23 protein-coding genes and 1 pseudogene are annotated in these 23,407 nt (G+C 42.6%); 8 read left to right on the top strand and 16 right to left on the bottom strand.

Going from position 1 to position 23,407, the window contains the following annotated elements:
• Nucleotides 1-48: 48 nt before the first annotated feature.
• From gatB to gatC, 3 genes are read right to left on the bottom strand one after another with little or no spacing between them, the layout of a single operon-like run.
• Nucleotides 49-1,488: an Asp-tRNA(Asn)/Glu-tRNA(Gln) amidotransferase subunit GatB gene (gatB, locus tag F602_RS0104735; protein ID WP_018166816.1), complete on the bottom strand. Its 1,440-nt coding sequence runs from the start codon at nucleotides 1,486-1,488 to the stop codon at nucleotides 49-51.
• The gene (gene gatA / locus F602_RS0104730) at nucleotides 1,488-2,954 is read right to left on the bottom strand and encodes an Asp-tRNA(Asn)/Glu-tRNA(Gln) amidotransferase subunit GatA (RefSeq protein ID WP_018166815.1); all 1,467 of its coding nucleotides are present in this window, start codon (nucleotides 2,952-2,954) and stop codon (nucleotides 1,488-1,490) included. The genes gatB and gatA overlap by 1 nt, the downstream gene beginning before the upstream one ends.
• Nucleotides 2,954-3,256 carry an Asp-tRNA(Asn)/Glu-tRNA(Gln) amidotransferase subunit GatC gene (gene gatC, locus F602_RS0104725; RefSeq protein WP_018166814.1) on the bottom strand — a complete coding sequence of 101 codons (303 nt, stop codon included), beginning with the start codon at nucleotides 3,254-3,256 and terminating at the stop codon, nucleotides 2,954-2,956. The genes gatA and gatC overlap by 1 nt, the downstream gene beginning before the upstream one ends.
• Nucleotides 3,257-3,386: 130 nt before the next feature.
• Between gatC and F602_RS0104720 the strand changes: the two genes are divergently transcribed.
• Complete coding sequence (locus F602_RS0104720) at nucleotides 3,387-4,163, top strand: TraX family protein (protein WP_018166813.1); 777 nt, start codon at nucleotides 3,387-3,389, stop codon at nucleotides 4,161-4,163.
• A 37-nt stretch (nucleotides 4,164-4,200) separates the two neighbouring features.
• Here the strand turns inward: F602_RS0104720 and F602_RS0104715 are convergent, their stop codons facing one another.
• From F602_RS0104715 to F602_RS0104705, 3 genes are read right to left on the bottom strand one after another with little or no spacing between them, the layout of a single operon-like run.
• Complete coding sequence (locus F602_RS0104715; protein WP_018166812.1) at nucleotides 4,201-4,500, bottom strand: rhodanese-like domain-containing protein; 300 nt, start codon at nucleotides 4,498-4,500, stop codon at nucleotides 4,201-4,203.
• Nucleotides 4,493-6,145 carry an FAD-dependent oxidoreductase gene (locus tag F602_RS0104710; RefSeq protein ID WP_018166811.1) on the bottom strand — a complete coding sequence of 551 codons (1,653 nt, stop codon included), beginning with the start codon at nucleotides 6,143-6,145 and terminating at the stop codon, nucleotides 4,493-4,495. Before F602_RS0104710 ends, F602_RS0104715 begins: the two co-directional genes overlap by 8 nt.
• Nucleotide 6,146: 1 nt before the next feature.
• Nucleotides 6,147-6,479: a rhodanese-like domain-containing protein gene (locus tag F602_RS0104705; RefSeq protein ID WP_018166810.1), complete on the bottom strand. Its 333-nt coding sequence runs from the start codon at nucleotides 6,477-6,479 to the stop codon at nucleotides 6,147-6,149.
• 158 nt (nucleotides 6,480-6,637) lie between these two features.
• On the opposite strand from F602_RS0104705, the gene F602_RS0104700 reads away from it, so the two are divergent.
• A complete protein-coding gene (locus F602_RS0104700; protein WP_018166809.1) occupies nucleotides 6,638-6,898 on the top strand; it encodes a metal-sensitive transcriptional regulator in 261 nt (86 codons plus the stop codon).
• Between the two features lie 28 nt (nucleotides 6,899-6,926).
• Here the strand turns inward: F602_RS0104700 and F602_RS0104695 are convergent, their stop codons facing one another.
• The 3 genes from F602_RS0104695 to F602_RS0104685 form a co-directional block, all read right to left on the bottom strand.
• The gene (locus F602_RS0104695; RefSeq protein WP_026183306.1) at nucleotides 6,927-7,481 is read right to left on the bottom strand and encodes a cysteine hydrolase family protein; all 555 of its coding nucleotides are present in this window, start codon (nucleotides 7,479-7,481) and stop codon (nucleotides 6,927-6,929) included.
• 1 nt (nucleotide 7,482) lies between these two features.
• A complete protein-coding gene (codY, locus tag F602_RS0104690) occupies nucleotides 7,483-8,271 on the bottom strand; it encodes a GTP-sensing pleiotropic transcriptional regulator CodY (RefSeq protein WP_018166807.1) in 789 nt (262 codons plus the stop codon).
• Nucleotides 8,272-8,422: 151 nt separating this feature from the next.
• A complete protein-coding gene (locus tag F602_RS0104685) occupies nucleotides 8,423-9,637 on the bottom strand; it encodes a pyridoxal phosphate-dependent aminotransferase (protein WP_018166806.1) in 1,215 nt (404 codons plus the stop codon).
• Between the two features lie 189 nt (nucleotides 9,638-9,826).
• Between F602_RS0104685 and F602_RS0104680 the strand changes: the two genes are divergently transcribed.
• On the top strand, nucleotides 9,827-10,279 hold the full coding sequence (locus F602_RS0104680; RefSeq protein ID WP_018166805.1) for a universal stress protein: 453 nt from the start codon (nucleotides 9,827-9,829) through the stop codon (nucleotides 10,277-10,279).
• 31 nt (nucleotides 10,280-10,310) lie between these two features.
• Here the strand turns inward: F602_RS0104680 and F602_RS11070 are convergent.
• Nucleotides 10,311-11,679 (bottom strand): annotated as a pseudogene (locus F602_RS11070) (HAD hydrolase family protein).
• 69 nt (nucleotides 11,680-11,748) lie between these two features.
• On the opposite strand from F602_RS11070, the gene F602_RS0104665 reads away from it, so the two are divergent.
• Nucleotides 11,749-12,705, top strand: a complete 957-nt coding sequence (locus F602_RS0104665; protein ID WP_026183304.1) for an asparaginase — start codon at nucleotides 11,749-11,751, stop codon at nucleotides 12,703-12,705.
• A 304-nt stretch (nucleotides 12,706-13,009) separates the two neighbouring features.
• Here F602_RS0104665 and F602_RS0104660 read toward each other — a convergent pair whose 3' ends face one another.
• The 5 genes from F602_RS0104660 to F602_RS0104640 all read right to left on the bottom strand — a co-directional run bounded on the left by F602_RS0104660 (nucleotide 13,010) and on the right by F602_RS0104640 (nucleotide 17,971).
• A complete protein-coding gene (locus F602_RS0104660; RefSeq protein WP_018166801.1) occupies nucleotides 13,010-14,107 on the bottom strand; it encodes a nucleotidyltransferase in 1,098 nt (365 codons plus the stop codon).
• Nucleotides 14,108-14,342: 235 nt separating this feature from the next.
• Nucleotides 14,343-15,467, bottom strand: a complete 1,125-nt coding sequence (lytR, locus tag F602_RS0104655) for a glycopolymer--peptidoglycan transferase LytR (RefSeq protein WP_018166800.1) — start codon at nucleotides 15,465-15,467, stop codon at nucleotides 14,343-14,345.
• 2 nt (nucleotides 15,468-15,469) lie between these two features.
• Nucleotides 15,470-15,991 carry a GNAT family N-acetyltransferase gene (locus tag F602_RS0104650; protein ID WP_018166799.1) on the bottom strand — a complete coding sequence of 174 codons (522 nt, stop codon included), beginning with the start codon at nucleotides 15,989-15,991 and terminating at the stop codon, nucleotides 15,470-15,472.
• Nucleotides 15,984-16,424 (bottom strand): tRNA (adenosine(37)-N6)-threonylcarbamoyltransferase complex ATPase subunit type 1 TsaE, encoded by a 441-nt coding sequence (gene tsaE, locus F602_RS0104645; RefSeq protein WP_018166798.1) that lies wholly within the window; start codon nucleotides 16,422-16,424, stop codon nucleotides 15,984-15,986. The genes F602_RS0104650 and tsaE overlap by 8 nt, the downstream gene beginning before the upstream one ends.
• Before the next feature lie 86 nt (nucleotides 16,425-16,510).
• A complete protein-coding gene (locus F602_RS0104640) occupies nucleotides 16,511-17,971 on the bottom strand; it encodes an NCS2 family permease (RefSeq protein WP_018166797.1) in 1,461 nt (486 codons plus the stop codon).
• Between the two features lie 305 nt (nucleotides 17,972-18,276).
• On the opposite strand from F602_RS0104640, the gene F602_RS0104635 reads away from it, so the two are divergent.
• Nucleotides 18,277-19,089 carry a Cof-type HAD-IIB family hydrolase gene (locus F602_RS0104635; RefSeq protein ID WP_018166796.1) on the top strand — a complete coding sequence of 271 codons (813 nt, stop codon included), beginning with the start codon at nucleotides 18,277-18,279 and terminating at the stop codon, nucleotides 19,087-19,089.
• 39 nt (nucleotides 19,090-19,128) lie between these two features.
• Here the strand turns inward: F602_RS0104635 and F602_RS0104630 are convergent, their stop codons facing one another.
• Complete coding sequence (locus tag F602_RS0104630; protein ID WP_156801863.1) at nucleotides 19,129-20,253, bottom strand: carbohydrate-binding domain-containing protein; 1,125 nt, start codon at nucleotides 20,251-20,253, stop codon at nucleotides 19,129-19,131.
• 387 nt (nucleotides 20,254-20,640) lie between these two features.
• Here F602_RS0104630 and F602_RS0104625 point away from each other — a divergent pair, with 387 nt between their 5' ends.
• The 3 genes from F602_RS0104625 to F602_RS0104615 are packed head-to-tail and all read left to right on the top strand — an operon-like array spanning nucleotide 20,641 to nucleotide 23,403.
• The gene (locus F602_RS0104625) at nucleotides 20,641-21,633 is read left to right on the top strand and encodes a PTS sugar transporter subunit IIB (protein WP_018166794.1); all 993 of its coding nucleotides are present in this window, start codon (nucleotides 20,641-20,643) and stop codon (nucleotides 21,631-21,633) included.
• Nucleotides 21,634-21,664: 31 nt separating this feature from the next.
• Nucleotides 21,665-22,477 (top strand): PTS mannose/fructose/sorbose transporter subunit IIC, encoded by an 813-nt coding sequence (locus F602_RS0104620; RefSeq protein ID WP_018166793.1) that lies wholly within the window; start codon nucleotides 21,665-21,667, stop codon nucleotides 22,475-22,477.
• A 14-nt stretch (nucleotides 22,478-22,491) separates the two neighbouring features.
• Nucleotides 22,492-23,403, top strand: coding sequence for a PTS system mannose/fructose/sorbose family transporter subunit IID (locus F602_RS0104615; protein WP_018166792.1), 912 nt, complete (start codon nucleotides 22,492-22,494; stop codon nucleotides 23,401-23,403).
• Nucleotides 23,404-23,407: the final 4 nt, after the last annotated feature.

The following is a 23,407-nucleotide window of genomic DNA, read 5'->3' as shown; positions in this document are numbered from 1 at the left end:
CCATAATGTATAAGTGATTTTCTCCATATCTCTTTCTACTTTCGCTGGCTAATCCAACAATTTTTGTAATTCTTGGGCCAGTAGCTGTTGAGCTATCTGTGGGTTAGCTTGTCCCTTGGTCGCCTTCATCAAGAAGCCTGTAAAGGCCTTATCAGCATTGCGTTTGCCAGACTTGAAGTCTGCCACTGCTGCTTCATTGTCCTGAAAGACTTGATGGATAATGGGAATAAGCACAGCTGGATCAGAAATCTGCACTAAACCAGCTTTTTCAACGTATGCACGAGCAGAACCACCCTCTTTAGCGAGATGGACAAAGACTTTCTTAGCAATCTTAGATGAAATGGTGCCATCTTCAATAATAGCAATCATTTCCACCAGATTTTCTGGTGTCAAGCTGATGTCTTCAATGGTTTTACCTTCCGCATTAAGGAATTGAGCCACCTCACCCTGCAGCCAGTTCGAAACCTGCTTAGCATCGCCTCCTTGAGCTACTGCGGCCTCAAAGAAATCAGACAAGGCCTTAGTGCCCGTCAACTGGTTAGCATCATAGGCTGACAAGCCAAGTTCGCTTATATAGCGGGCTCGACGCTGAGCTGGGAAGGCTGGCAGTTGTGCACGCACTTCCTCAATCCAGGCATCATCAATTTCAAAGAGGGGGAGATCTGGTTCAGGGAAGTAACGGTAATCGGCAGATCCTTCCTTGACCCGCATCAAAATAGTAGACTTGCTGGCTTCATCATAACGGCGGGTTTCCTGACGGATTTGACCACCACTACGCAAAATCTTGGCTTGACGTTCTACCTCATATTCCAAGCCCTTGCGGACATTGGAGAAGGAGTTGAGATTTTTCAATTCGGTCTTCGTACCAAACTCTTTCTGTCCGTAAGGTCTGAGGGAGATATTCGCATCAACCCGCATGGAGCCTTCCTCCATCTTGACATCTGAAATACCAGTATATTGGATGATTTCCTTGAGAGCGGTCAAATAGGCATAAGCCTCCTCAGGTGAGCGCATGTCTGCTTCAGATACAATCTCAATCAAGGGCACGCCCTGACGATTCAGGTCAACATAGGAATAGCCATCTGTACCATGGGTATTTTTCCCCGCATCCTCTTCCAAATGCGCCCGCTCAATGCGAATTCTTTTAATCGTCCCATCTTCCAAGCTCACATCAATCCAACCGTCATGGCCAATTGGCTCATCAAACTGGGAAATCTGATAGGCCTTTGGATTATCAGGATAGAAATAATTCTTGCGGTCAAAATGCATGTTTTGGTGAATACTCATATTCAAAGCCAATGCCGCCTTGATTCCCGCATCAATAACTCCCTTATTGATAACTGGAAGGACACCAGGGAAAGACCAGTCGATAATATTGGTACTAGCATTCTGGTCTTGGCCAAAATGAGCAGCTGATGGTGAGAAAATTTTGGAGTTGGTATTGAGCTCAACGTGGACTTCAATCCCGATAATTGTTTCAAAGTTCATTAGCCTTTACCTCCAAAAATAAGTGGTTGTTGTTTGTGGTATTCAGTCGTTGCCTCAAATGCAGCTGCTGCCTGATAGATGGTTTCCTCAGAATATTTTGGACCAATCAACTGCAAACCAACTGGCAAACCTTGAACAAAGCCAGCAGGGATAGAAATCCCCGGCAATCCTGCCAAATTAACTGGAATCGTTAAGAGGTCAGCCAAATACATGGCAACAGGGTCATGACTAAGAGAGTCCAAATCGAAAGCCACACTTGGAGCTGTCGGACCTAAAATCAAGTCATATTTTGCAAAGACTTTTTCAAAATCTTGGATAATCAAGGTACGAACCTGGCCAGCTTTCTTGAAATATGCATCATAGTAACCAGATGACAAACTGAATGTCCCTAACATAATCCGACGCTTCACTTCTTCACCAAAGCCTTCGCTCCGTGTATTCACATAGATATCGTCAAGATTGTTGAAGTTCTCCGTGCGATAGCCATAACGGATACCATCAAAACGTTGCAAATTGGAAGAAGCTTCAGACGATGCAATGATATAGTATACTGCCACTCCATACTTGCTATGAGGTAGGCTCACTTCCTCAACTGTCGCTCCCAATGTTTCAAAGTGCTTGGCTGCATTGACAATGGTTTCCTTGACTTCTGGGTCAATCCCTTCACCCAAGTATTCTTTAGGCAAGGCAATCTTCATTCCCTTGATATCTCGACCAATCTTACTGGTAAAATCAGCTATCTGTACCGAAGCAGAGGTCGAATCCTTGCTATCAGGACCAGCAATCACATTAAGAAGCTGGGCATTTTCCTTGACTGTTGGAGAGAAAGGACCAATTTGGTCCATTGAGCTACCAAACGCAATCAGCCCAAAACGTGATACCGTTCCATAAGTCGGCTTGAGACCAACAATACCATTAAAAGCAGCCGGTTGACGGATAGAGCCCCCCGTATCCGAACCAAGCGATAGACGAACTTGACCAGAAGCAACAGCCGCTGCTGAACCACTAGATGAACCTCCAGGAACCTTGGTCTGATCCCAAGCATTTTTTGTCGTTCCAAAGTAGGAGGTTTCACCTGAACCACCCATGGCAAATTCATCCATATTCGTCTTACCGACGACAATCATCCCTTTGCTATACAGGTTTTCCACCGCTGTTGCATCAAAAATAGGTTCATAATTGTAAAGCATTTTGGATGCTGCTGTAGTCAGAATCCCTTTGGTTGAAATATTGTCCTTAACCGCTACAGGAATCCCTGACAACGCATTGTCCGGATCCACTCCCTGCTCATCAAGAGCACGCGCCTGATCTAGCGCAGCTTTTTCAGAGATGGTGATAAAAGACCCAATCTCATCCTCACGCTCCTTGATATCCTCTAGGGTTGCTCGGGTTAATTCTGTCACCGAAATTTCTTTCTGGACTAGGAGGTCGTGTAACTCATCAACAGTCTTATTTTTAAATGACATTAGGCATCTCCTCCATCTTCCAAAATAGCTGGGACTTTGATGTAGTAGTTCTCAGACTGGGGTACATTTTTAAACAATTCATCACGGTCTACTCCTTTTTCCGCTACATCTGGCCGCATCACCGTCTTACGGTCTGCCATGGTCGTTGTAATGGGCACACCTGTGGTATCCACCTCATTTAAGAGTTCCACCATGTCCACAATTTTTGATAAAGTCGTCGCAAACTCTGATGTCTGCTTATCAGAAAACGACAACTTTGACAAATTGGCTACATGACGAACTTCTTCTTCAGAAATCTTCATTGTATTTCTCCTCTAAGATTTTACATAGTCTTAGAAATTATACCACAAAATCGCTTATAAAAACATTCTTACAAAACTGTAAGCACAGGCTTATTCAGTTTTGATAAAATAAATCTGGGAGGACTTAAAAATGAAAGATTTAAAACTACTTAACACCAATCAACTCAAATATATAGCACTTGTCTTCATGGCTATGGATTCAGCCTTCTTTTCCTTTCCTGGTCTACCAAGTTGGATTCATCTCATCACACGCTTTGTGGCACCACTTTTTGCCTACTTAACAGTTGAAGGTTTTTTCCACACTAGAAATCGTCAAAAACACCTGCTTCGCCTATGGAGTGCAGCTATTCTGATGCAACTGGGCGATTGCCTTTCTCTTTTTTTACTGGGAGAAACCTATCAAATTAGAGATAATATTTTCCTGACATTGGCCGTCGGATATAGCGCTATCTATTTCTGGCAAAAGGCCAAAGACAAAGAAAACCAGCGAACAGTCAATGCAATTATCGGCACGATTATTTTCCTTGTTGGTCTTATTGGTATCCCGCTAGGACCTCTTCCTATCATCTTAGAAGGTGGCATTCCTATTCTCTTTTTGATGCTGATTTTCTGGGCCTTCTATAGCAATCCCAAGAAACAGCTACTAGTCTTTGGAGTATGGAGTTTGATTTCCTTCTTCCTCTTTGGTCCAGATTTGAATATCAGTCATTATCCAAGTCTAAGCATCTGGTTTGATATGTTCTGCTACAATAGCGATGCTTTGAGTTTCCTATTTTTACCTTTTCTTCTTTTCTACAATGGCAAAAAAGGTAGCAGTAAACCTATCCACAAATGGTTCTTCTATATCTTCTATCCAGCCCACCTTTGGATACTGCACCTACTAGCCTTCTGGTTTCAAGTAAAATAAACAAAAAGTTCTGCCACTAGACAGAACTTTTTTATCATTATCTTTCCAACTCTCCCGTCCAAGCACCGGTTCCTCCAGCTAGGTTGGTCACGTCATAACCCTCCTTATCTAAGAAAGCGCAGGCTTGGGCTGAGCGCCCCCCTGATTGACAGATGATGTGGTAGGCTGTGTCTTTATCCAACTCGCCATAGCGTTCTAGAAGCTCACTGAGTGGCAGATTGATTGCGCCTGGCACATGTCCTGCCTCGTACTCATCTACCTCACGGACATCAACTAGATGGAGGGTTTTAGCTTTCACTTCTGCTACTAAATCATTTACAGGTATACTTTTAATCATGAAGAATCTCCTTTGGTCTAACAGTATTGTATAGGGAATAGGCTCCATCCAAATTGGCAACCTTGAAACCTTTTTGCTTCAGAATTCGCTCCGCAATGTAAGAACGCAATCCACTGTGACAGCTAACAATGTATTCCTTAGCCGGATCCAATTCATCCAAGCGTTCTCGTAAGCTATCCAATGGTATAGAAATAGCATCTGGGAAGCGACCTGCCAACAGCTCAGCAGGAGTCCGAACATCCAGTAAAATTTTCCCTTTTTCCAGCTGTTCTTGCAACTCATACCACTGCACACTGTCACTAAGCCCCTGAGCTAGATTGCTCGCTGCATAACCAATCATATTGACAGGATCCTTGGCCGAGCCAAATGGCGGTGCATAGGTAAACTCCAGCTCTGGCAAATCAAAAACGGTTAAACCTGCCTTGATAGCCGTAGCTAAGATATCAATCCGTTTGTCGACACCTTTTTGACCAACAGCCTGAGCTCCGTAAATAGCTCCTGTTTTTGAATTGAAGACCAGCTTCAAGGTGATGGAGGTCGCACCAGGATAATACCCCGCATGGTCGTTTCCTGTCGTATGCACCACCGCTACATCTGCAAAGTATTGACGCGCCATCCGCTCACTCAGGCCAGTCGAAGCTGCTGCCAAATCAAAGGCACGGACAATGGCTGTTCCAATACTACCCTTGTTGGATGAGCCGTGACCTGCAATGATATCAGCCAGTTGTCTGCCTTGACGATTAGCTGGACTTGCTAGAGAAATCAGAGCATCCTGATTGGTAATCTGATTCTTCACTACAATAGCGTCACCCACAGCATAGATATCTTCAATATTGGTTTGGTACTGTTCATCTACTAAGATACCCCCACGCAGTCCCAATTCTACACCAGCAGACTTCGCCAGATCATTCTCAGGTTGCACACCAACAGATAAGATTGTCAAATCCGACTGCAAGCTTGTCCCATCTTCCAAAATGATGGTTTCGCCATTTTTTTCAAAGGACTGAGCTGATTGTCCAGTGATGACAGTTATGCCATTTTTGACCAACTCAGACTCAACAAAAGCGGCCATTTCCTCATCTAAAGGTGGCAAAACATGGGGAGCCTTCTCAATCAAGGTTACTTTCAGACCCTTTTTCGCCAAACTTTCTGCCATTTCAAGGCCAATAAAGCCTGCCCCAATCACTGTTGCCTGACCAGTAGAAACACCTTCCAATTTGTCCATAATCTTATCCAGGTCAGGAATGTTACGCAGAGTATAGACGTTGTCAGCATTATCTAATCCTTCCATTGGTGGTACAAAAGGCTTGGCACCTGGTGATAAGATTAACTTATCATAGCTTTCTGTGTACTGCTTTCCTTGAGAAATGGCTGTTACTTCCTTCTTCTCTACATCAATTGACAATACTTCTGTTTCCGGACGGACATCTAACTCAAAACGCCCTTTAAGACGCTCCGGTGTCTGCACCAGAAGACTTGAACGCTCAGCAATCTCTCCTGATACATGGAAAGGCAAGCCACAGTTAGCAAAGGATACATATGGCCCTTTATCAAAAACAATTATTTCCGCATCTTCCATCAGACGACGCAAGCGAGTCGCAGCTGACATCCCACCAGCAACGCCTCCAACAATGACAATTTTCATTCTATTTACCTCCAATTATTTTTCCTTGATAAGCTGACATGCCACCTCTGACATTGATAGCTTGATAACCATTTCTAGCCAATATACTTGCAGCTCGCTTGCTCCGCATGCCGGATTGGCAGATAACATATAGTTTTTCGCTCTTTGGCCCTTGATATGTCTCCACTTGATTCAAGGGTATATTTCGTGCATGTCTAATATGCCCTCCACGGTATTCTTGTGGACTACGGACATCTAGCAGTGTGACTCTTTCACTCTTTAAAACATCTTCTAATTCACTAGTAGAGATAGATTCAAACGACGGCATCAGTAGTTTTTTCAAAAAATCAAGCATGGTTTCTCCTTTTTATAGTACCCCTAGGGGTATATATCAATTGTAGCATACATATTGAAAATCTGTCAAATAGAAGGTTCAAGATAGTTCCAATTGACAATTATACCCCTCATCGGTATAATGAGGTTATCAAAATTAGGGAGAGACGATAAACACATATGAACATCGAAAAAAAAGATATCCTCAATCGCCTCAAACGTGCCGAAGGCCAGCTTAGAGGCATTCAAAAGATGATTGATGATGAGCAAGAGTGTATCGACATCGTAACACAACTGACCGCTGTTCGATCCAGTATCAACCGTACCATGGGACTAGTCATCAGCCAACAAATCACTAAGGCCCTCCAAGATCCAAACTTAGATCTGATCCAGCAAGAAGAAAAACTCCAACAAGCTTTGGATTTAATTGTAAAAAAATAGAACTTCCAAGAGGAAGGTCTATTTTTATTTAGTCTTCAATAACTGTCGCACCCAAAACATGCTTGAAATGCGCTAGGGCAAAGTCGTGATTTTCTGGTGTCAAACTAGCAACAGCTGGTGCCACCACTTCTATCTGGTAACCTAAATTATAGGCATCAATAGCAGTATGGAGAACACAGATATCCGTTAAGACACCTGTCAAAACAACGGTATCAACTCGACGCTCTCTGAGACGGATATCCAAGTCTGTCCCTGAAAATGCTGAGTAATGACGCTTGTCCATCCAGAAAACACGGGCATCGTCTTTGATGTTCTCATAGACTTGAGCGAGCTTACCGTAGAGATGGCGACCATTTGTCCCTTTGATATTGTGAGGTGGAAAGAGCTTGGTCTCAGGATGAAAATCATCCCCTTCATCGTGTCCGTCAATGGCAAAAAAGATATAATCTCCCCTGTCATAAGCTTCTTGAGTCACTGCTGCAATCTTATCAGCGATTGCCTGGGCTGGCTGACCAGCTGTCAGTTTTCCATCATCCGCTACAAAATCAATCGTATAATCAATTGAAATCAGTGCTTTTTTCATATTAATAATCACGTTTCTTAATTTCATCAAAAATAGCAGGGATTAAGACTTTCAGATAGGTTCCTTTCATCCCGAGCGAACGGCTTTCGATAATTCCCGCACTTTCCAATTTACGCAAGGCATTGACAATAACCGATCTGGTAATGCCGATACGATCGGCAATCACAGAAGCTGTCAATTGACCTTCCATGCCATTCAGTTCACCCAAAATAGCAGATACAGCCTTCATCTCTGAATAAGAGAGTGTGTTGACCGCCATATTGACCGCTGCTCTGCGACGAATATTTTTCTCATCCTCTTCCCGCTGGAAGTTGAGGAGTTGAATACCAACCACAGTAGACGCAATCTCAACCAAAATCAAGTCTTCATCATTAAACTGGCCATCATTGCGCCAAATAATCAGAGAACCAAAACGAATCCCTGTCACATGGATAGGAGCCAGAGTGGTTACACTATTGGGATACTCCGCTCGAGACTCAACCGGAATTGCTGTCAAATCACTGTCTGCTGAAATATTGGTCTGCGTGTCATAGACCTGAGCTGCTGCCTTGATATATTCAGCTGGGAACTGTTTGGAAATAAAAAACTCTTCAACACGGTCGTTGTGCAGTTTGTAGCGAAGATGATAGCCAAGCACTTCCCCTTCACTATTGATGATACAGGCATTACAGTGGATAATTTCTGCCAAATGCTCTGCAATCGCATTATATGGCAATTCTTCTGCCAATGTTTCCTCAGAACGCTTCAAAATGGAAGTAATGTCCCGTGTTTTATCTAATAAACTTGTCATATGACCCTCTTTTTGTTGTAATTGCTTTCATTATAACAAATTATGGATATTATTTCAATAATTATCAGAAAATTTTCTATTGTTTCACATATAAAATCATTTTAAAAGAGACCAAGTGGTCTGCTGGGTCTCTTCTGATTAGTAAAAGTGGTTAACGCTTGTACTGGTGCAATACACGAGTAATTTTCTCTTGAACATTACCCAACTCTTCCACCGTTGGTAGGTAGACGATACGGAAATGATCTGGTTTATTCCAGTTAAAACCTTTACCCGGAACGAGCATGACTTTCTCTTGTTTCAACAAACGCAGACAGAATTCCTCATCATCCTCAATGTTGTACATTTCTTGGTCAATTTTCGGAAAAATATAGAGGCCAGCTTGTGGTTTTACAGCTGATAGTCCTGGAATATCATTGATTGCTTTATAGATAAAATTGCGCTGTTCATAGATACGCCCACCTGGCAAGAGAAGTTTATCTACAGACTGGATTCCACCAAGAGAGGTTTGGACGACTTGTTGAGCCAAAACATTGGAGCATAGGCGCATGTTGGATAGCATATTGATGCCCTCAATGTAACCTTTAACATGGGATTTTGGACCGGATAAAACCATCCAACCAACCCGGAAACCGGCAATCCGATGAGATTTGGACAGACCATTCATGGAGACACAGAAAACATCGGGTGCCAAGCTAGCAATGGCAACATGTTCCCCGCCGTCCATCACCAAGCGATCATAGATTTCATCCGCCATGATAATCAGGTTATTTTGACGAGCAATCTCCACCAACTCCTCCAAAACTTCCTGCGGGTAGAGGGCCCCTGTGGGATTGTTAGGGTTAATAACGACGAGAGCCTTGGTACGCGGGCTAATTTTTGACTTGATATCCTCTATATCTGGGTACCAGTTAGCCGACTCATCACAGATATAATGAACAGCCTTTCCACCTGACAAGCTTACACAAGCTGTCCATAGCGGATAATCTGGCATAGGCACTAAAACCTCATCGTCATTTTCCAACAAAGCTTGCAGGGCCATTGGAATCAATTCTGATACCCCATTGCCAATATAAATATCATTCACATCAACATCTGGAAATCCTTTTAGTTGGCAATATTGCATAACCGCCTTACGAGCTGAAAAGAGACCTTTACTGTCTACATAGCCTTCTGAATTACGAGCGTTCATTATCAAGTCACGGATGACCTCATCTGGTGCTTCAAAGCCAAAGGCTGCTGGATTTCCAGTATTCAAACGAAGGATTCTTTCTCCATTTGCAATCATACGGTCCGCTTCATCCAGTACAGGACCACGTATATCATAAGCCACATGTTCTAATTTTGAAGATTTATCAAATTGTCTCATGGCATTACCTCGTCTTTCTACTGAACCTATTTTAGCCTAATTTAGCAAAAATCACAAGAAAGAGTTTACTTTTTTCATGAAAAGGCTTACAATAGTAATAGAAGAGATTGACTCAGGCTAGTAAGTTTCATCAAGAAGCAATCTTATTGCTACTTGCGAAGCCTCTGTATCAAGAAAGGAGTGACTGATATGACTCAATCCTACAAAACTATTCTCGTAGCTGTCGATGGCTCTGCTGGTGCAGAACTAGCCCTACATAAAGCTATTCATGTCGCCAAACGTAATCAGGCCCGCCTGATTATCGCCCATGTCATTGATACACGTGCTCTCCACAATGTTGCAGCTTTTGATGCTTCCGTTTACGAATCTTTGGAAAGAGAAGCGACTGAATTGTTAAAGGATTACCAAGAAAAAGCTAAAAGAGAAGGATTGCTGGATGTTCAAGTGATGATTGAATTTGGCAATCCCAAAACCCTCCTGGCTCACGATATTCCAAAACAAACCGGTGCAGATCTGATGTTGCTCGGAGCAACTGGACTCAATGCCTTCGAACGTCTCCTGATTGGTTCCTCTTCTGAATACATTCTTCGTCATGCGACTATTGACCTCCTCATTGTCCGTGAAGCGCAAAAGACAATCTAGCATGCAATAAGGACCTGATAATATCAGGTCCTTATTCCTTTCTATCTGCCAGCTGGTTTTCCAATTCTTTCAGAATAGCTGGCTCTGGGGCATATTTTTCCTCCCAATCATCTGGTTTCAAAATCTTATGGGTTACTGGATCGAAATGGGCTTTGCCGTCTGGAAAGATTTTTCCCATATTGGCTTCATGTACAATACGAAAAATTGGCTCCGGATCCACACCCATGAGAGCAAAAGAGCCATAGGTAAAATAGAGTAAATCAACTAGGGCATCTACCTGACCCACCAGTTGGTTTCTTGGATAACCTTTTTTTCTTATCTTTTTAGCTGCCTTTTCTAAATCCTCATGGAGCTTGTCAATGATACATTCAAAATCCGCATCATTATCTACTGTAGCCTGCAAAAACTCAACGATTTCTTCCAACTTGAAGTCTGCCCGATGTACCGCTTCTTCTACTCGATAAGCCTTGGGAAACTCTTGAGTTTTGCCATCCATTTTAGCATGAAATTCCTTGACTTGATTAAAGTAAGGATTTTTACTCTGAAACATCTTTCACTTCCTCCATTAAACCAAAATGCAGAGCAGCTTGGTAGATACCGTCTTCATTATTGGAGGCGGTAATATATTTAGCAACCTCTTTGACCTTCTTGGATGCATTGCCCATAGCCACAGCATACTCGACACCTGCCAGCATTTCAACATCATTGGTTGAATCACCAAAAGCCATGACCTGACTCAGATTGAACCCATACAGCTCCCCAATCTTCTCAATCCCCCTCAATTTAGACATATCCTTCGTGATAATGTCAACTGAATATGGACTCGAGCGAGTGACACTGATCTGCGGAAACTCTTTAACCAACTTCTTGGTTTCCAATTCACTGACTATCATCATCATTTGATAGACCGATTGTTGAAATAAATCAGGAAATTCAATCTTCTTCTGGGGACGAACCCATCTAATCAGGCGATTGAAAATGAAAATAATGACATCCACCCAAGCATCTGGGACCATCCGAGAAATCCGATACCCCAGACGCCCAGAGCCAGCATTCATAATCCCGCTACCCGTAACTCCGTTTGCTGTTCCAAACGATACATCCAACTTATTTTTCTGAGCATATGCGACCAAACCTTGTACATCTTCTTGTCGAAGAGGTGATTCAAAAAGAACCTTTTCGCGAGAAAGGATATATTGACCATTGTAAGCAATCGCCAAATCCAAGCCCAATGAAGCCATATATTGTAAAACAAAACGAGGACTTCGACCTGTCGCCAAGCCAATCAGGATGCCCTTTCGCTTGAGGGTATTGATGGCCTGAATCGTCGAGTGGCTAATGGTTCGCTTATCCGTTAATAAAGTCCCATCTATATCCAAAAAAACAGCTTTTATCGTCAGAATCGCCACCCTCTTTCTTCATTTTATGATAGAATGATTATAGCATAATTTGAAAGATTCTGAAACTTTATGAAAAAAATATTGGTACTTCACACAGGTGGGACAATTTCCATGGAGGCTGATGGACAAGGGCATGTCTCTTCAAGGCAGGTAAACCCCATGACTCAGGTATCTAGCCCACTCGAAGACATTCAAGTGACAAGCCTTGATATGTTCAATATCCCAAGTCCTCACATCACTTTTCAACACATGATAAAACTCTATCAAACCATCCGAGCTAATAAGGATCAGTATGATGGTTTTGTTATCACGCATGGGACAGACACTTTGGAGGAGACCGCCTACTTCTTGGATACTATGGATATCCCTGAAAAGCCGATTGTGGTAACTGGTGCCATGCGCTCATCCAATGAGTTGGGAAGTGATGGAGTTTATAACTACCTTTCTGCGCTTCGTGTAGCAGTAGATGCTAAGGCTGCCGACAAGGGTGTTTTGCTGGTAATGAATGATGAAATTCATGCCGCAAAATTTGTTACTAAGACTCATACCACCAATCTTTCCACCTTCCAAACCCCAACTCACGGCCCATTAGGTCTCATTACCAAAAGAAACGTCCTCTTCTTCAACAACACTGAACAGCGGATTCGCTTCCATTTAGATACTATTGAGGGGTTAGTGCCCATTATCAAAGCATATGCAGATATGGACACTCTTTTACTAGATGCCCTCAGCGAAAAAAACATTTCTGGCCTCGTCATTGAAGCCTTGGGAGCAGGCAATCTGCCTCCATCCATCCTTCCAAGCCTAAAACGGTTATGCACAACAGTTCCAGTCGTTCTCGTTTCTCGTTGTTTCAATGGTATCGCTGAGCCTGTTTATGCTTACCATGGCGGTGGTGTTCAACTGGAAAAAGAGGGCATTCTCTTTGTCAAAGAGCTCAACGCCCAAAAAGCTCGTATCAAACTCCTTATTGCCCTCAACGCTGGTCTAACTGGGCAAGCCTTAGTTGATTATGTTCAGGGATAATTCCAAAAGCCACTAGTCACCAGCTAACACCATTAGATACAAGAAAGCACTCCAAATGAAATCTAGAGAACTAGAACCAGGAGTGTTTTTATCTGGGCATCGTAAAGAAATAGAGAAAAGAGTCTCCCATCAACTCTCCTAATTTACTTTGAGCGAAAGGAATAATCTATTATAACTGTGAAAAATTCTGTTTGAGCAATTTTTTATGGACAACAACCATACTACCTACCATCCACTCAAAAAGGAGTAGAATTTACAATCTACTCCTTTTTTATATATTTGTAACAAATGAAAAGTCCAAAAATCAAGAATGATCTACCCTTATTGGTACTTTTCCCCAGGTTTGCTCTGCAATGTTCGAATGCCCCAACTGGTAGACAGCGTCTGCCTGCTGGCTCATTTCATCCCAAGCATGAGCTCCGATACGACTAATGAGGGCTACTGATTTTTTGATAGTCTTTAGGTATTGCTGCCCTCTTTGGCTAAAACCAAGAACATGGATACTCTCAGGTAATGGCTTCTCCACAGCCTGCACTAAAATATAAGTTAATACGCGCCTCACTCGCGCCTTAGTGTAACGTTTAGTAGCTACACTCTCCACCAAATCTTCTACTGACTGAGAGGTCTTGATAGCCTCTCTCAGGCGTATAGCCAGTTCATGATTAACCTGAAAGATACTTGTCAAGTCTGGATGTATCGTGATTTGATATTTGAGCAATGCAAAATAATGATTCCAGGAAACTAGTGGAGAAGACAAAAGCAAATCAGCCTGAGGCACCGCCCGCTCGATAAATCCCCAATCCTTGATATGAGACCGAATCGCTGTCGCTGAGGCGATAGTCTCCGACTTACTTTCTGAGTGATACCCCGCTCCCTGACGTTGGATAGGAAGCAAGCGGATAGTTTTTCCTGCGCAAGCTTTAGCGTACGCTAACCCCAAAATATGATTAGGTGTATTACCTGAAAAGTCAATGCCCGCAAATTTCTCCCACATTTTTTGAGTTTTTTGAGGATAGGTCAAGTCATCTGGCAAATTTTCCAAATAGGCCGCCATCTGATGAGATTGTCCATCATAAATAGCAGCCAAACGCTGGTAATCTAATAGTTCTTCTGTACCAAAGGCTAATTGTTGGATTCCAAGTTTGTCCAAGATAGCTACTGCCCCCTTCGCAAAGTAATCTGCCGATTGGACCGCTACCAAAAAAGGAAGTTCCACTACCAAGTCAGCACCGCACTCCAGCGCCATTTGTGCTCGTACCCACTTATCAATGATAGCAGGCTCCCCCCGTTGAACAAAGTTCCCCGACATAGCCACAATTTTTAACCCATCCACCTGTTCCAGTAGGTACCTATGCCCATTGTGAAAGGGATTAAACTCTGCAATGATGCCCGTGATTGTCATATGATTCCCCTGTACTAATCATCTATTTTCTACATATTCAATATACAGATAGGTGATACCAATACCCTATCACCAAGTAACTATACTGAAAAATATCTTCTAGTTAAACTAATTCTTTCACATCGTGTTGAAAGATAAGCTGTAGTTATTATACCACAATCCATTTCGTTCTTCTCTCAACAAAAAGGAGCATACCCTCACTAGGCATGCTCGCTTTTTTATTCGGTAGAAGTAGCTACTGTGTATAGATTGCCTCAGAAACTTCTGTTGTTACCTCCACTGTCTCATCAAAAATTCCTGTTCCAGGTGTTGATAGCCCCGTGTAGGCATCTATGACTGTATATGGATTAGACAAACCAAACAATTTTTCATACACACGAACATTGGTTTTTAACTCCGTTGCTTCTGGTAGGCCTAATGAACGCTTGAGAACATTTTGCATCTCCAGCAAGTGTTTGCTCGTTGGAATTTGGTAAGACAAGCCTTCAACCATCTCTCCCTCTCCATCCAACTGGTAAGATTCTATCGTATTCAACGAATCCTTGTATCCCAGGAGACTCGGTATGGTGCCAGCATTGATTTCAATATCTGTTTGCAAATTCGTTGATACAGCATCCAGAATATTTTTGTACTGGGTAAAGCCATCTAATTGCAGAAGTTTCGTAACAATCGCTCCAATGACTTCCCTTTGTCTTCTTTGACGTCCCACATCTCCTTCAGGATCATCATATCGCATCCGAGCATAAACCAAGGCTTGATTTCCATTCACCAATTGTTGACCAGGGTCCACAGTAGACGTATAGTTGGGTTCTTGGGACGAAATGGATATAGGGAAGCCCAGTGTATTGTTGACCGTAATCCCGCCAAGAGCATCGACCAGACTGACAAGACCATCCATATTGATTTGTACATAGCGATCAATATCAATATCCATCATTTTTTCAACAGTCGCAATGGTCATAGGAGCTTGACCATAACTATAGGTATGGTTGAGCTTCTCAGCCGTTCCTGTACTTGTTCCGTCTGGATTGGCTATTTCTACCATAATATCTCTGGTCAAACTCATCAAGGTCGTCTTTTTGGTCTGAGGATTCACCGTGACAAGAATCAAGGAGTCACTCCGACCTTCCCATCCACCACCACGAGCGGTATCTACATCAACCCCCATCAAAAGGATGGTAAAAGGTTTGGTAGCTTGAATGATATTGTCTTTAGTAGAATCTTCACCAATTTTTTTATAGGTTTTAGAGATAGCCTTACTTGAATAAGCCCAAAAAGTTGTGCCATAAGCAGCAACGGCTCCCACCGTTAGTAAGAGGATAGCCATTACCATCAATACTATTTTTTTTCCAATTTTCATATCTAATCTATTAGCCTTCCCATATAATAAAGGTCAAGCCATTCTCCCTCATCGGTCCTAGCTCCCCTTTTTTGAATGCCTTCTATGTCAAATCCACAACGTTGATACAGCCGTACTGCTCGTTTGTTTCGAACTTGGACTGTCAATTCTAAGCGCTTCAAGAGTCCCATTTCACAAGCCCAGGTGATTGATTCTTCCAGTAAAATCCGGCCGATACCGTATCCCCAGTAGTCCTTACGGACTACCATGAAGATATCTCCAATATGGGAAATGCGATAGGGTACCTGAGCCTTGACATTGATTAGGCCGATAATCTCCCCACCCAACTTAGCTAGGAGACATAATTGATCTGGCTCTTGCTGACTTTTAGCTAAAAAAACCTCAGTTTCCGCCACAGTAAGCTGAAAGCTCTGTTCAGGAGAAACCAAATAGTCTGTTTCCATTAGCACCTGATTCATAAAAGCGACCAAAGCTGTTGCATCAGAAACACTAGCTTCCTCAAAAATGATTTCTTGCTCAGTCATGAAAAATCTCCTCAAAAAGGGCTTGGCTACGTACCCCATGAGCTTGACCAGAAATCCTACGACCATCTCCTGATTTCTCTAATAAAATAGTTAGATAATCGTCTAGAATATAAGTACCCAGTAGCTCCCCCCACTCAATGACCGTCACGCCGTCACCATAGAGAAAATCATCCAAATCAATCGAATCAGGATCATCTCCAATCCGATAAACATCTAGGTGATAGAGCGGCAAACGCCCCTCATATTCTCGCACAATCGTATAAGTAGGACTTTTTATCATCTGCTGAATACCCAATCCCTGAGCAATCCCTTTTGTCAAGGTGGTCTTCCCAGCTCCGAGGTCTCCAGTCAGAACTAAGACATCTCCAGCCTCTAATTTCTTACCGATGGAGCAACCAAAAGCTATTAACTCCGTTTCATTTTGACTATACATAGTTTTGATTATACCACAAGAAGGAGGAATTTTCATTTTTTAAAAAGAAAAACGGCCCAAAGACCGTTCTAATCGTTTACTCAGACTTACAAGAAGGCTAAGATAACAAAGTTGACGATAAAGAGAATAGTTGCTCCCCAAAGCAGTGGATGGACCTCTTTTGTCTTACCAGTCGCCACTTTCACCAAACAATAGAAGATGAAAGCTGCTGCAATACCATAAGAAATAGAGAAACATAAGGCCATAAAGAAAGCTGCAAAGAAGGCTGGAAGGGCATCGTTGAAGTCGCTCCAATCAACATCTAAGAAAGAAGATACCATCATTACACCTACGATGATAAGAGCCGGCGCAGTCGCTGCTGCTGGAACGATACCCACAATTGGTAGTAAAAAGGCTGATAAGAGAAAGGCTACTGCTGTAGATACTGCAGTCAAACCAGTGCGACCACCTTCTGCGATACCTGCTGCTGATTCCACATATGTTGTAGTATTAGAAGTTCCAAAAAGAGAACCGATAAAGGTACCGATGGCATCCGCAAAGAGAGCCTTATCCATTTTAGATGAGAAACCGGAAGAATTTTCAAGAGCTGCCTCATCCTCCGCTGAGAAAATACCAGTTTTCCGACCTGTCCCAATAAAAGTACCAATCGTATCGAAGGTATCTGACAAACTAAAGGCAAAAATGGTCATCAACACTAGTGGCAAACGACTCACATCCGAGAAAAGTGAGGCCAAGCCACCAAAAGCCGCCAAGAAAGTTACACCTAATTCACCAAAGGCTGAACCAATATGATTGGTTGATAAATTTACTGCTGATAGATCAACTACACCCATCGGAATACCGATAAGAGTTGTCGCTACAATACCGATTAGGATAGCACCACGAACTTTTTTGATGACCAAAATAGCAGTGATAAAAAGACCAATAACAGCCAATAGAACTGCAGGATCTGTAAAAGTCGAAATAGCAGGAACTACACCACCATTGGCCCCAATGGAGAAGACACCATTCTCAAAAGTCTTTGCAGTTGCTTCAGCTGGAGCCACACCATTGACTGAGACAATATTCTCTGCAGAAGCTGAGAAGTTAATAATATTAGCATTTTTAAAACCAAGATAGGCTACAAAGATACCGATACCACCACCAATGGCATGCTGTAGGCTGATTGGAATGGACTTGATGATACTCTTACGCACCTTAGTTACTGTAATCAAAATATTGAAAATACCACACAAAAGAACCATAGCCAAGGCTTCTTGCCAACTAAAACCAAGACCAAAGACGACTGTATAAGTAAAGAAGGCATTAAGCCCCATTCCTGGAGCCAAAGCATAAGGAACATTAGCAAAGAGCCCCATAATTAAGGTCGAAATAGCTGTAGCAATAATTGTTGCCAAAAAGACCGCCTGTGTAGGCATACCAGCTGCACCTAATATAGCTGGGTTTACAAAGAGGATATAAGACATTGCAAAGAAAGTCGTAATACCAGCTGTCATTTCAGTCGACATGGTTGTACCATGTTCTTTTAGACCAAAATACTTATCCATTTTTCAACATCTCCTTAGAGTAAAATTTATTGGATCTCTTAGACCATAGCCCAGAACAATCCGCATTCGTTTAATACACGAACAATAAAAGAATTATAAAACAAAAACATTCATATTTCAAGAAAAATATTTTTGAAAACGTTTTATTTTTATAGCGTTTTTGAGAAAAAAGCAATCTTTTGCTTTTGGGCTATGGAAATTCTCATAAAAAAGATACTATCATAAGTTACCATAGCTCGCTTTCTCTTTGCCTCTAGACCTGTATTTTGCTATACTAGAAAAATAGATGACAAGGAGAAGATTTTGTGAAGAAAAAAATTATCGCCCTTGACTTAGATGGGACCTTACTCAATTCGAATAGCCAATTGAGTGATTACACCATCCATGTCATTCAAGAGGTCAAAAAAGCTGGACACACCGTCCTCATTGCGACAGGTCGCCCCTACCGCATGGCAAAAACTTTTTATCACCAGCTAAAACTAGATACTCCTATGATTAACTTCAATGGCTCCCTAACTCACATCCCTAATAAAAAATGGGGGTTTGAGCAAGAAATTTTAATTGATAAACAATACTTGATTGACTTTTTAGATCATAAAAAAAGTTTTGAAGCGATTTTTATCGCTGGCGAATACAAAAATAAGTTTTTCATTACCCAAGACAATATTGATGAAATTTATCCAAGTTTAATGGGGGTAGACAAGATTACTCCTGACACTCTTATCAGACGCGAACGCATCACTAGCGACCCTCACTCAATTCTCATGCATACTAGAGCAGAAGACCGCTATGCTCTAGCAGATGAAATGAACAAACATTTTAAGTATGAGTTGGAAATCAACACCTGGGGCGGTCCTCTCCATATCTTGGAAACCTGTGCCAAAGGAGTGTCTAAAGCGACCGCTCTCAGCTACCTTCTGGATCACTACAAGGCCAGTCCAGAAGACCTCATCGCCTTTGGTGACGAACACAACGATGTGGAAATGTTAGAATTTGCTGGAGTCGGCTATGCCATGAAAAATGCTAGTGACAGATTGATTCCCTATGCAGATCGTATGACTCAATTTAACAATGATGAAGATGGAGTCGCCCGTGAGTTAGAAGCTCTCTTCCTATAAAATAAACAAAAAAGCAGGCTTGCCTGCTTTTTTTGAATACTACTGACCCAGTCGACCACCGTTACCCATCATCATGCTATTAGTGATGTCTGTAACAGCTTTACCATTTACCACTATACTACCTCCTGAATACTCTGCTACCCCATCAAAGTCGAATGCAAATTGGGCGGTGATGTCTAAACTACCCCCAGACACAATCAAGTCCCCATTGGAATCCAGTGCATCCGTATCCCCCTGACCTACTTCTAATTTGATGTCTCCACCTGTGATTTTGATGAAGATAGTTGCTCCAGTCACATCGCTAGAAGCATTGATACCATCATCTATCGCGTAGAGATTCAGACTACCACCATTGATGGTCACACTGGTTCCTTCTATCGCTTCCGTGCTACTAGTCACCTGGATGTTACCACTATCAATAACGGTAGCATTGGAAGCATGAATGCCATCATCTCCAGCTGAGATACTCAGATGAGCATCTGAGATATAGAGATTCCCTAGGGTACTGTCCTCATCATTGTCTGCTTGAACTGCATCTTCTCCTGCAGTGATAGTAAGACTAGCTCCTGTGATATTGAGAGCATCCGTAGACTTTAGTCCATCTCCAACAGATTCGATATGATAATCCCCTCCAGTAATCCGCAAAGCAGCTTTGGATTCAATAGCATGATGATATTGACCTTGTACGCTCAAACTACCTGTACCATTAAAGACCAGATTACTCTTTGAGAAAATAGCTGCATCTTCCTCATCATTACTATTTAAAGACGAATCTGAAATGCTATTCTGTGAACCCTCTGCTAAAGTAATGGTCACTGTGTCTGCTTCTTGAACAGTGATTGCTGCATTATCACCTGTCATGTGCGCACCATCTAGAACCAACCGAACCTTATCAGAAGCCGCTGCCTTGACCACAATCTGGACCTTCTCAGAAGTACCAGAAATGATATAAGTCCCACTTGCTGAAATTGTTACGACTGAGCCAGATAGGCTGACACCTTCACCTGAAACAGTAGCTGTCGAACCAGATAAATTGATGACAGAAGCCGTATCTACATCATAACTGGCGTCGTAGTCGCTAGCAGAAAAATAGTCAGTCGCTAAACCCTGTGTAACATTATCTCCTGTAGCAAATAGATTATTAACTGAGGAGCTTGGATTCATCGAAGACTGGCTGACTTGCCCGCAGGCAGCCAAGGCCAAGCTGGTCAAAAGAAGGAGACTGACTCCTGTTTTTTTGAAACCTTTGAAATATTTCTTTCTTGGATATGCCATATCACTTCACCGAGGCAAAATCAAGTTGCTTTTGCCTTCATCCTTTCATATTTAAAGATAGCCCTAGTCTACCCACCTATCCTTAAACGAACCCTACAAAAAACTTAAACAAACCTGAAACTTTACTTGAAATTTACAAAAAATAAGGGCTTTTAGTATCAGTTGTCACAGGAAGGACTTGACAAAGAACTGAAAGCGGTTTATAATTGGAGAGTAATCAACGGGCTCAAATATATATGCCTGGAGATGACTAGATAAATTTTAGGAGGTACAATAATGAGTATTGGAATCATTATTGCAAGTCATGGTGAATTTGCAGCTGGCATTCATCAGTCTGGACAAATGATTTTTGGCGAACAAGAAAAAGTACAAGTTGTTACTTTTATGCCAAGCGAAGGTCCAGATGATTTATATGCTAAAATCAATGCAGCCGTTGACACATTCGATGCCAATGATGAAGTTTTGGTCTTGGCAGACCTTTGGAGTGGGTCTCCCTTTAACCAAGCAAGCCGCGTAGCTGGTGAAAACCCAGACCGCAAATTTGCTATCATCACTGGCCTCAACCTGCCCATGCTAATCCAAGCCTACACAGAGCGCATGATCAATGCTACTGCTGGCGTGGAAGAAGTAGCGGCAAATATCATCAAGGAAGCCAAGGACGGTGTAAAAGTTCTCCCTGAAGAACTTCAACCAGCAGAAGCAACTCCTGCTACCGCTGCTACACCTGCTGCACCAACAGGTGCTATCCCTCCAGGGACTGTCATCGGTGATGGCAAGTTGAAAATTAACTTGGCTCGTATCGATACCCGCCTCTTGCATGGTCAAGTTGCCACAGGTTGGACTCCTGCTTCTAAAGCAGACCGTATCATCGTTGCTTCAGATACAGTAGCTCAAGACGATTTGCGTAAGCAACTTATTAAACAAGCTGCGCCTGGTAATGTAAAAGCGAACGTGGTCCCAATTAAGAAATTGATTGAGGTTTCAAAAGACCCTCGCTTTGGCAATACCCATGCCTTGATTCTCTTTGAAACACCTCAAGAAGCTCTTGAAGCGATTGAAGGTGGAGTTGAGATTAAGGAACTAAACGTTGGTTCAATGGCTCACTCAACTGGTAAAACCATGGTCAACAACGTATTGTCAATGGACAAAGATGACGTTGCAACCTTTGAAAAATTACGTGATCTTGGCGTACAATTCGATGTTCGCAAAGTTCCAAACGATTCAAAGAAAGACTTGTTTGAACTAATTAAAAAAGCCAACGTTCAATAGAATCGTCTTTATAAATAGAAAGGATTTCAACATGTCAGATATTTCAATTATTTCTGCGGTCTTGGTTGTTATCGTTGCCTTCTTAGCTGGTATGGAAGGTATCCTCGACCAATTCCAATTTCATCAACCAATCGTTGCTTGTACCTTAATCGGTCTCGTAACTGGTAACTTAACTGCCGGCGTTATGCTTGGTGGTGCACTTCAAATGCTTGCTCTTGGTTGGGCAAACATCGGTGCAGCCGTTGCTCCTGATGCAGCCCTTGCTTCTGTAGCTGCTGCTATCATCTTTATCAAAGGTGGCGACTTTACCAATGTTGGTATCAACGTAGCAACTGCTGCTGCTATCCCTCTTGCTGTTGCAGGTCTCTTCCTTACTATGATTGTTCGTACAATCTCAGTTGGTTTGGTCCACACTGCTGATAAAGCTGCAAAAGATGGTAACTTCACTGCTGTTGAACGCGCTCACTTGTTTGCCCTTGTTCTTCAAGGTCTTCGTATCGCAGTTCCTGCTGCTCTTCTTCTTGCAATCCCTGCTGAAGCTGTACAAAATGTACTTGAATCTATGCCAGATTGGTTATCAGGTGGTATGGCTGTCGGTGGTGGTATGGTCGTTGCGGTTGGTTACGCAATGGTTATCAACATGATGGCAACTCGTGAAGTTTGGCCATTCTTCGCACTTGGTTTCACATTTGCAGCTCTTAGCGACCTTACCCTAATCGCCCTTGGTACAATTGGTGTAGCAATTGCCTTCATCTACCTCAACCTTTCAAAACAAGGTGGAAACGGTGGTGGAGCTGCTGCAGGTTCTAATGACCCAATCGGCGACATTCTTGAAGACTACTAGGAAGGAGCCCACTCATGACTGAAAAATTAACACTTTCAAAAGCAGATCGCCAAAAAGTTTGGTGGCGTTCACAATTCTTGCAAGGTTCATGGAACTATGAGCGGATGCAAAACTTAGGTTGGGCATATGCTCTTATCCCTGCAATCAAAAAACTTTACACCAAGAAAGAAGACCAAGCTGCTGCCCTTGAGCGTCACTTGGAGTTCTTCAACACTCACCCATACGTGGCTGCTCCAATCATCGGGGTAACCCTTGCCCTTGAAGAAGAAAAAGCCAACGGTACAGAAATCGATGATGCCGCTATCCAAGGTGTAAAAATCGGTATGATGGGACCTTTGGCTGGTATCGGTGACCCAGTCTTCTGGTTTACAGTACGTCCTATCCTTGGTGCCCTAGGTACTTCTCTTGCAACATCTGGAAACCTTGTCGGACCACTCCTCTTCTTCTTTGGTTGGAACATTATCCGCATGGCCTTCTTGTGGTACACACAAGAGTTTGGTTATAAGGCAGGTTCTGAAATCACCAAAGACATGTCAGGCGGTATCTTAAAAGACATCACAAAAGGTGCTTCTATCCTCGGTATGTTCATCCTGGCTGTCCTAGTTCAGCGTTGGGTATCAATCAACTTTACAATTGATCTTCCTGCTAAACAATTATCAGAAGGGGCCTTCGTAACTTTCCCAGAGGGTGCTGTAACAGGACCTGAATTAAAGGGTATCCTTGGCCAAGCACTCAGCGGGATGAGTTTGGATCAAGTACAAGGTCAAACTCTCCAAGGTCAGTTAAACTCACTAATCCCAGGCTTGATGGGACTTGCGCTTACTTTCCTTTGCATGTGGTTGCTTAAGAAAAAAGTTTCTCCAATCACTATTATCATCGGATTGTTTGCTGTAGGTATCATCGCTCGCTTGTTTGGTATTATGTAATAAT

The organism is Streptococcus minor DSM 17118, from assembly GCF_000377005.1.
Taxonomy (GTDB): domain Bacteria; phylum Bacillota; class Bacilli; order Lactobacillales; family Streptococcaceae; genus Streptococcus; species Streptococcus minor.
The sequence above is the reverse complement of the archived record's forward strand: the minus strand, read 5'-3'. Positions and strand labels throughout refer to the sequence as shown.